Below are 6367 nucleotides of genomic sequence, written 5' to 3' on the forward strand. Positions count from 1 at the left end.
ATCTGTTCCTGAATCCAGTGCATACATTCGTGCAGCCCACGAATGATGATTTCCTCGGCTGTCTGGTCATCCAGCATGGCGCGTAATTCGCCAAGGCGTTCCTGCACCGCCGAGCTTTGCTTGCGCAGGTTGTAGTGTGTGGCGAGGGCACCCAGAACAGAGTCGGCGTGACGCAGGTTGAGTGCAAGGGAGCGCGGAAACCCCTCATTCTTGAGCAGGAAACCAACCACATTGGCAGGCGTGGTCGTCACCGGTTTGAGACGACGAAAGGCGTGATAGGCCGCAGCCGAGCGTAGCACGGACGCCCATTGTGTCATGTCAATTTCCGACCCCACCTCGGCAGCATCGGGCAGGAGCGTATGATAGCGCGTGTCGATCAGTCGTGTGATCTGGTCACTGCGCTCCAGATGCCGACCCAGCAGATAGAACAGCCAGGCCTGATCGCGATAGAGCGTCCCTTCCGTCACACCGGCATGAGACTGGCACTCCTGCTTGATGCGGTTGCACAGGGCCGAAAGCCCTGTGCGTCGTATGTCGCCGGGCGTGAGGTCCAGCATCCAGCGCGTAAACACATTGAGCTGCATCCACATCTCGGTCGAGATAAGGGGGCGTGCAGAGCGGGCATTTTCGCGCACGGCGTGGGCCATGGCCCGGATCGAACTCGGGTTGGAGCAATCCGTGATGTAAAAACACAGATAATCCTCCTCCCTCGCGGCAGGATAGAGGGCGTTAAACCGCTCTTCATCGCTGTTGATGTGAACGATTGAATCCCATACCGGGCGGCCATCGGCACCCCGCACGAAAGCCTCGGTTACCTCGAGCACGCGGGCGAGGTTTTCGATGCGCTCCATATAGCGTGCAAGCCACATCATGTTCTCGGCATAGCGCGAGAGCAGGGTGTTCAGGTCGGGCTGTATGCCTGCGACATAGGGGTTGAAGCGGCTCATGCTGACATCACCCAGGTATCTTTTGAGCCACCACCCTGCGATGAATTCACCACCAGAGACCCCTTTCGCAACGCGACGCGGGACAGCCCGCCAGGCAGAACCCAGGTGGATTGCCCTGTTACCGCGAAGGGACGCAGATCGACGTGACGCCCTTCCACACCGGCGGGGCAGAGTGTCGGCACGACAGAAAGATCGATGACGGGTTGGCTGATGTAATTGGCCGGATTTTCGATCAGCTTTTCGCGAAAGGCCTCAAGCTCGCTTTCGGTCGCATGGGGTCCGATGATGAGACCATAGCCTCCGGAGTCGCCGACGGGCTTCACTACGAGATTGGCGAGATTATCGAGTGTGTGGGCAAGGCCTTCGGGCTCAGCACAGATGTGGGTTTCCACACTGTCGAGGATAGGATCCTCGTCGAGATAGTAGCGAATGATGCGGGGCATATAGGCGTAAATCGCCTTGTCATCGGCCACCCCGGTGCCTAGCGCATTGGCAAGAGTCACATTGCCACGACAATAGGCTCCGACGAGGCCCGGCACGCCCAGCAAGCTCTCCGGGTTGAAAGCCAGGGGATCGAGGAACGCGTCGTCAATACGGCGGTAGATCGAGTGGACAGGGCGCAATCCGGCAACGGTGCGCATGAAGACATGATGATCTTCAACCACCAGATCGCGCCCTTCGACGAGCGGCACACCCATCTCACGGGCCAGAAACACATGCTCGAAATAGGCGGAATTATACATGCCCGGCGAAAGCAGAACCACTTGCGGGTCTGTCACGCCCTTGGGGGCTACATCGCATAGGGCGCGATGCAGCCTGACGCCATAATCCTCGACAGAGCGAAGCTTGATGCCCGATGCCAGATCAGGCAGCAGTCGCAGCATCATGTGGCGGTTTTCGATGACGTAGGAGACCCCGGAAGGGGTGCGTGCATTGTCCTCAAGCACGAGGAAGCGCCCTGAGCGGTCGCGTATGAGGTCAGTGCCGTTGATGTGGACATACACACCGCCCGGCACGTCCACCCCGATCATCGCCTCGCAGTAATTGGCGTTCTTGAGTACGAGATCGGCCGGGACAATGCCATCATCCAGAATACGGCGCTCGTGATAGATGTCCCACAAGAAGAGATTGATGGCCTTGACGCGCTGCTGCACGCCCTTCTCGACAAATGCCCATTCCTCGGCCGTGAGCAGGCGGGGGATCATGTCGAAAGGCAGGATACGATCAATGGCCTCACGTTCGGTGTAGACCGTGAAGGTGATACCCAGACGCCAGAGCAGGTTTTCTGCGTCAGTCGTTCGCTCGCGCAGGTCAGTAAGGGTGAGATGGGCCAGACGTTCCTGCACCTTCTGCAGGGCTTCGGGCAGTTCACTGCCCCGGTTCATCAGCTCGCAGTAAAAGGCGGGCGTGTCATAGGTCGAAAAAATACCGGCTTCATGGATGGGCGAGGCGTCGAGCGCCATATTTTCTCACCTTCTTGTTGGGGAGGGTCTGGTGTATCCTGAACCGAAACGTTACGGTTGTTTATTAAACTACCAAAATTCGTGACTTGCCAAGCGCTAAAAGAAAGGCTGTTCCGGGCGGGTTCGCCGGTTTATTGCTGTCAAACAGAATATCGGCCCAATGGTTGCAAGGCGCTGCCTGAACCGACGGCGGGCGGCAGGGGGGCAGGCATCATGGAGGGTGCACGATGGTCCCTGAAGGCGCCTCATCGGGGCAGGCAGGAGACATGCAGGGAAGGTGCAGGCAAGGGAGTGTCATGAAACCAGGCCCAGCGGGGCGCGCAGGATGAGCCGGCCAGTGCTGCTCAATCATCGCACGTCCTATCGTTACGACCGGATGGTGTCGCTTGGCCCGCAGACGATCCGTTTGCGGCCGCCATCGCGCACGCGCAATGCGATCATGACCTATGCGCTTTCCATAGGGCCGGATCATGCCGGACTGGACTGGCATCACGACAGACATGGCAACATGGTCTCCGAGGTGCGTTTCTCCGATCGCATGTCGCAATTCGTGGTTGATGTGAGCATGATTGTCGATCTCGCCCCCTATAATCCGCTGGATATGGGCGTGAGATCGTCTGACGGTGAAATGGCGCTCGATCAGGCCTATCGTCGCCCCGTGACGGAGGATGCGGTGCTGGTCCCGTTTCTGTCTGCCGAAGACGTATTGCCGATCGGGAGCCCTCTCGAACGCCTGTCCAGGCTGGCGCGTCGCATCGCGACCAGGCTGCACTACATGCGCCGCATGGAGCCGGGTGTCTGGACGCCTCAGGAAACCCTGAAACGCGAGGCCGGGTCATGTCGTGACAGCGCTTGGCTGCTGATCGCCCTGGCACGTCATATGGGTTACGCAGCGCGTTTTGTCTCAGGCTATCTCATCGAGCCTTCTGCCCTTCAGGCTGATCCGGACCGCCTGACCTGTGACCTGCATGCCTGGGCCGAAATTTTGGTGCCGGAGCATGGCTGGGTGGGGTTTGACACCACATCGGGTCTGATCGCCGCGCAGAACCATATCCCGTTGGCCGCTTCGGACACGCCTGATGCCGCCGCACCGATCTCAGGGTTGCTGGATCAGTGTCAGGCGGAATTCGATGTGATGATGCAGGCGCATTTTCTGCATCGGGCGTAGTATCATGGCGGACGAGGCGGGAACCAAAGTCGTCACGCGCAGTTCCGGGTCATAACCTCATCGGGATGATCAGATCGTGAAGCTTTTTTCGTGCGAATGCTGCGCTCAGCCGCTTTTTTTTGAAAATACGAGATGCGAGTCATGCCATCACGAAGTGGGGTATCTGCACAAGCAGGCCGATCTGACAGCGCTCAATCCGGCCGAGGCGCCCGGAAAATGGTATCCGATGGAGCCAGGTCTTGAGGATCAGGTCCATGTCTATTGCGCCAATCATCAGTATGACGCCTGCAACTGGCTGCTCGGCCCGCAGGAAGCTGCTGAAGGCCCGTATTGCTATGCCTGCCAGTTCAATCGCACGATCCCCGATCTGTCGGACCCGCATAATCTGGAGCGCTGGCGCAAGATCGAGGTCGCCAAGCATCGCCTTTTTCACGCACTGATCCGGCTCGACCTCCCAATGGTCAGCCGGCGAGAGGACCCTGAAAACGGGCTGGCTTTCGACTTTCTGGACGATGCGCCCGACGGTTCGGCCCCTGTCATGACCGGTCATGACAATGGCTTGATCACCCTTGCCGTGCGAGAAGCCGATGACGACCAGCGCGAGCGTATGCGCGTGGAGATGGGCGAGTATTACCGGACCCTGCTCGGGCATTTCAGGCACGAGATCGGGCATTATTTCTGGAACGTGCTGATACGCGATAGGAGAAGGCTGGAACGCTGTCGCGCCGTATTCGGCGATGACCGGCAGGATTATCAGGAAGCCCTCAAGGCGCATTACGCCAAGCCGCCTTCGGAAAACTGGCGCGAGACGCATGTCAGTGTCTATGCCGCCTCTCACCCTTGGGAGGATTTCGCCGAGACCTGGGCACATTATCTGCACATTGTCTCGACGCTGGAAACGGCGTGGCTTTATGGCATTGCCATTGCCCCACAGACACCCGAAGCAGCGCAATACTCAACTCCGGCGCTCAGCGGCAATCCCTACCGTACTCTGGGCTTTGACGAGATCATGAATGCATGGCTCCCCCTGAGCATGGCCGTGAACAGCCTCAACCGCTCCATGGGCCTTCAGGATTTCTATCCTTTCGTCCTGACAGGGGCGATAAGGCAGAAACTGGCTTTCATCCATGATGTCATTCGCGAAACGCAGCAAAGCCGCGACGCGCAGCGACAGGATCAGTCCGAGCGCGCCGCTCTCACGATGTCAGAAGGTCACGCAGCGGAGTGAGGTAATCTGCCAGCGGCACGCGCAAGGGCATGAGGTAGGCGCTCTCGCCGCGTGCACGCACCGCCTCAAGGATCGTCCGTGCGAACGCAATATTGGCGTCAAGCTTCGGTTCGAAATCCGAGGGGAAGACAACATGATTGACGCGCTCCCAATAGGCGCGAGACTTGGGGCCGATCACGGGTGACAGCCCCCAGAACACCTGATCATTCTCCAGCCACGAGGCGCACAGATCGAACAGCCTCTGGTCAAACAGGGGCTGGGTGAAGAATCCAGCAGCACCGGCATCACGTTTCTGCTGGATCGTCTCCAGTTCCTGCCAGGGGGCGCGGCGATACGGATCGAAGGCCGCATAGACCGTGAGGTGAGGGGCCTCACGCCGATATCGTGCGATGATGTCCGCGCTGCTGTTGGGCCAGATGCGATGCGTCGAATCCGGGGGCGGATCGCCCGCGATGACAAGAATCTCGCGCAGTCCTTCCTGCTCCGCACAGGGCAGGGGCGCATCGGGGTCGATATCGATGGCACGGATGTGCGGGATGGCTGCATAGCCCTGACCCTGCGCCAGCGCGGCACCCTCCCATGAGCGCAGGGGCAGGCGCAGAAGGTCGGGCAGGTTGATGGTCGTTACGTCCGGCGCGATCTGCCTTACCGTGGCCAGATCCTCAATCAGGCTTTGCGTGTCGCGCGGGATCAGCTCAATGGCGATACGGCTCATGGAGTCTGTTCGCTCCGACCGGTGCCGTCCTGCCCATTTTCAAGAATCTGGCGCGCTGCCTGCAGGGTGTTGTGCAGCAGGCAGGCAATGGTCATGGGGCCAACGCCACCGGGCACCGGTGTGATATGGCCAGCGATGGGCGCGGCCTCGTCAAAGGCGACATCACCCACCAGACGCGTCTTGCCGTCCGGCAGGGCGATGCGCGTGATGCCAACGTCGATGACTGTCGCGCCGGGCTTGATCCAGTCCCCACGCACCAGCCCGTTCTTGCCCGTTGCGACCACAAGGATATCCCCCTCGCGGGCCAGCGCCCTCGCATCCTTTGTGTTGATATGACCGACCGATACTGTGCAGCCTTCCTTGAGCAGCAGCTGCGCCATGGGTTTACCCACCAGATTGGACGCCCCGATGATGACGGCATGAAGCCCGCGCAGCGCGGGCAGCGTTTCCTTGAGCAGGATGAGACAACCCAGAGGCGTGCAGGGGACCAGCCCGTCAATACCCAGGCTCAACCTGCCGGCATTGACCTCGCCCAGACCATCCACATCCTTGTGCGGGGCAATGGCATTGGTCACCAGAATGGGGTCGATCTGCTTCGGCAGGGGTAGCTGGACCAGAATACCGTGGATCTGGGGATCGGCGTTGAGGCGGGCAATCAGTTCCAGCAACTCGTCCTGCGACGTGGTCTCGGGCAGCATGTGCATGAATGAGCGCATACCGGCGCGATGGGTCTGGATAGCCTTGTTGCGGACATAGACCTCGCTAGCAGGGTCATCGCCGACCAGCACGACAGCCAGACCCGGAATCTTGCCGGTGCGCTCGCGCAGGGTCTCGGCCTCGGCCTTG

Annotated in this window: 6 protein-coding genes; 2 read left to right on the top strand and 4 right to left on the bottom strand. The window is 59.9% G+C overall.

Going from position 1 to position 6367, the window contains the following annotated elements; all coding sequences use genetic code 11:
• Both P792_RS33380 and P792_RS33385 read right to left on the bottom strand, forming a co-directional pair.
• Positions 1–947 (bottom strand): alpha-E domain-containing protein (locus tag P792_RS33380; protein WP_051395953.1); only part of this gene is annotated, 947 nt, incomplete at its 3' end.
• Positions 944–2410, bottom strand: a complete 1467-nt coding sequence (locus P792_RS33385; protein ID WP_023979692.1) for a circularly permuted type 2 ATP-grasp protein — start codon at positions 2408–2410, stop codon at positions 944–946. The genes P792_RS33385 and P792_RS33380, both read right to left, overlap by 4 nt.
• Before the next feature lie 325 nt (positions 2411–2735).
• Between P792_RS33385 and P792_RS33390 the strand changes: the two genes are divergently transcribed.
• Entirely contained in the window at positions 2736–3578 is an 843-nt protein-coding gene (locus P792_RS33390; protein WP_023979693.1) for a transglutaminase family protein, read from the top strand.
• Between the two features lie 76 nt (positions 3579–3654).
• Positions 3655–4806 (top strand): putative zinc-binding metallopeptidase, encoded by a 1152-nt coding sequence (locus P792_RS33395; protein ID WP_023979694.1) that lies wholly within the window; start codon positions 3655–3657, stop codon positions 4804–4806.
• Here the strand turns inward: P792_RS33395 and P792_RS33400 are convergent.
• Together P792_RS33400 and folD are read right to left on the bottom strand one after the other, a co-directional pair.
• Entirely contained in the window at positions 4775–5521 is a 747-nt protein-coding gene (locus P792_RS33400) for a methylenetetrahydrofolate reductase (RefSeq protein WP_023979695.1), read from the bottom strand. The two genes, P792_RS33395 and P792_RS33400, sit on opposite strands and share 32 nt — an antisense overlap.
• The coding region (gene folD, locus P792_RS33405; protein WP_023979696.1) for a bifunctional methylenetetrahydrofolate dehydrogenase/methenyltetrahydrofolate cyclohydrolase FolD at positions 5518–6367 on the bottom strand (850 nt) is incomplete at its 5' end. The genes P792_RS33400 and folD, both read right to left, overlap by 4 nt.

The sequence above is a fragment of the Asaia sp. SF2.1 genome (assembly GCF_000505765.1).
In the GTDB taxonomy this organism is placed as follows: Bacteria; Pseudomonadota; Alphaproteobacteria; order Acetobacterales; family Acetobacteraceae; genus Asaia; species Asaia bogorensis.

Excerpts from the sequence above, each read along its gene's own strand:
- P792_RS33385 (WP_023979692.1), bottom strand. The coding sequence starts at position 2,410 with ATGGCGCTCGACGCCTCGCCCATCCATGAAGCCGGTATTTTTTCGACC.
- P792_RS33390 (WP_023979693.1), top strand. The coding sequence starts at position 2,736 with ATGAGCCGGCCAGTGCTGCTCAATCATCGCACGTCCTATCGTTACGAC.
- P792_RS33400 (WP_023979695.1), bottom strand. The coding sequence starts at position 5,521 with ATGAGCCGTATCGCCATTGAGCTGATCCCGCGCGACACGCAAAGCCTG.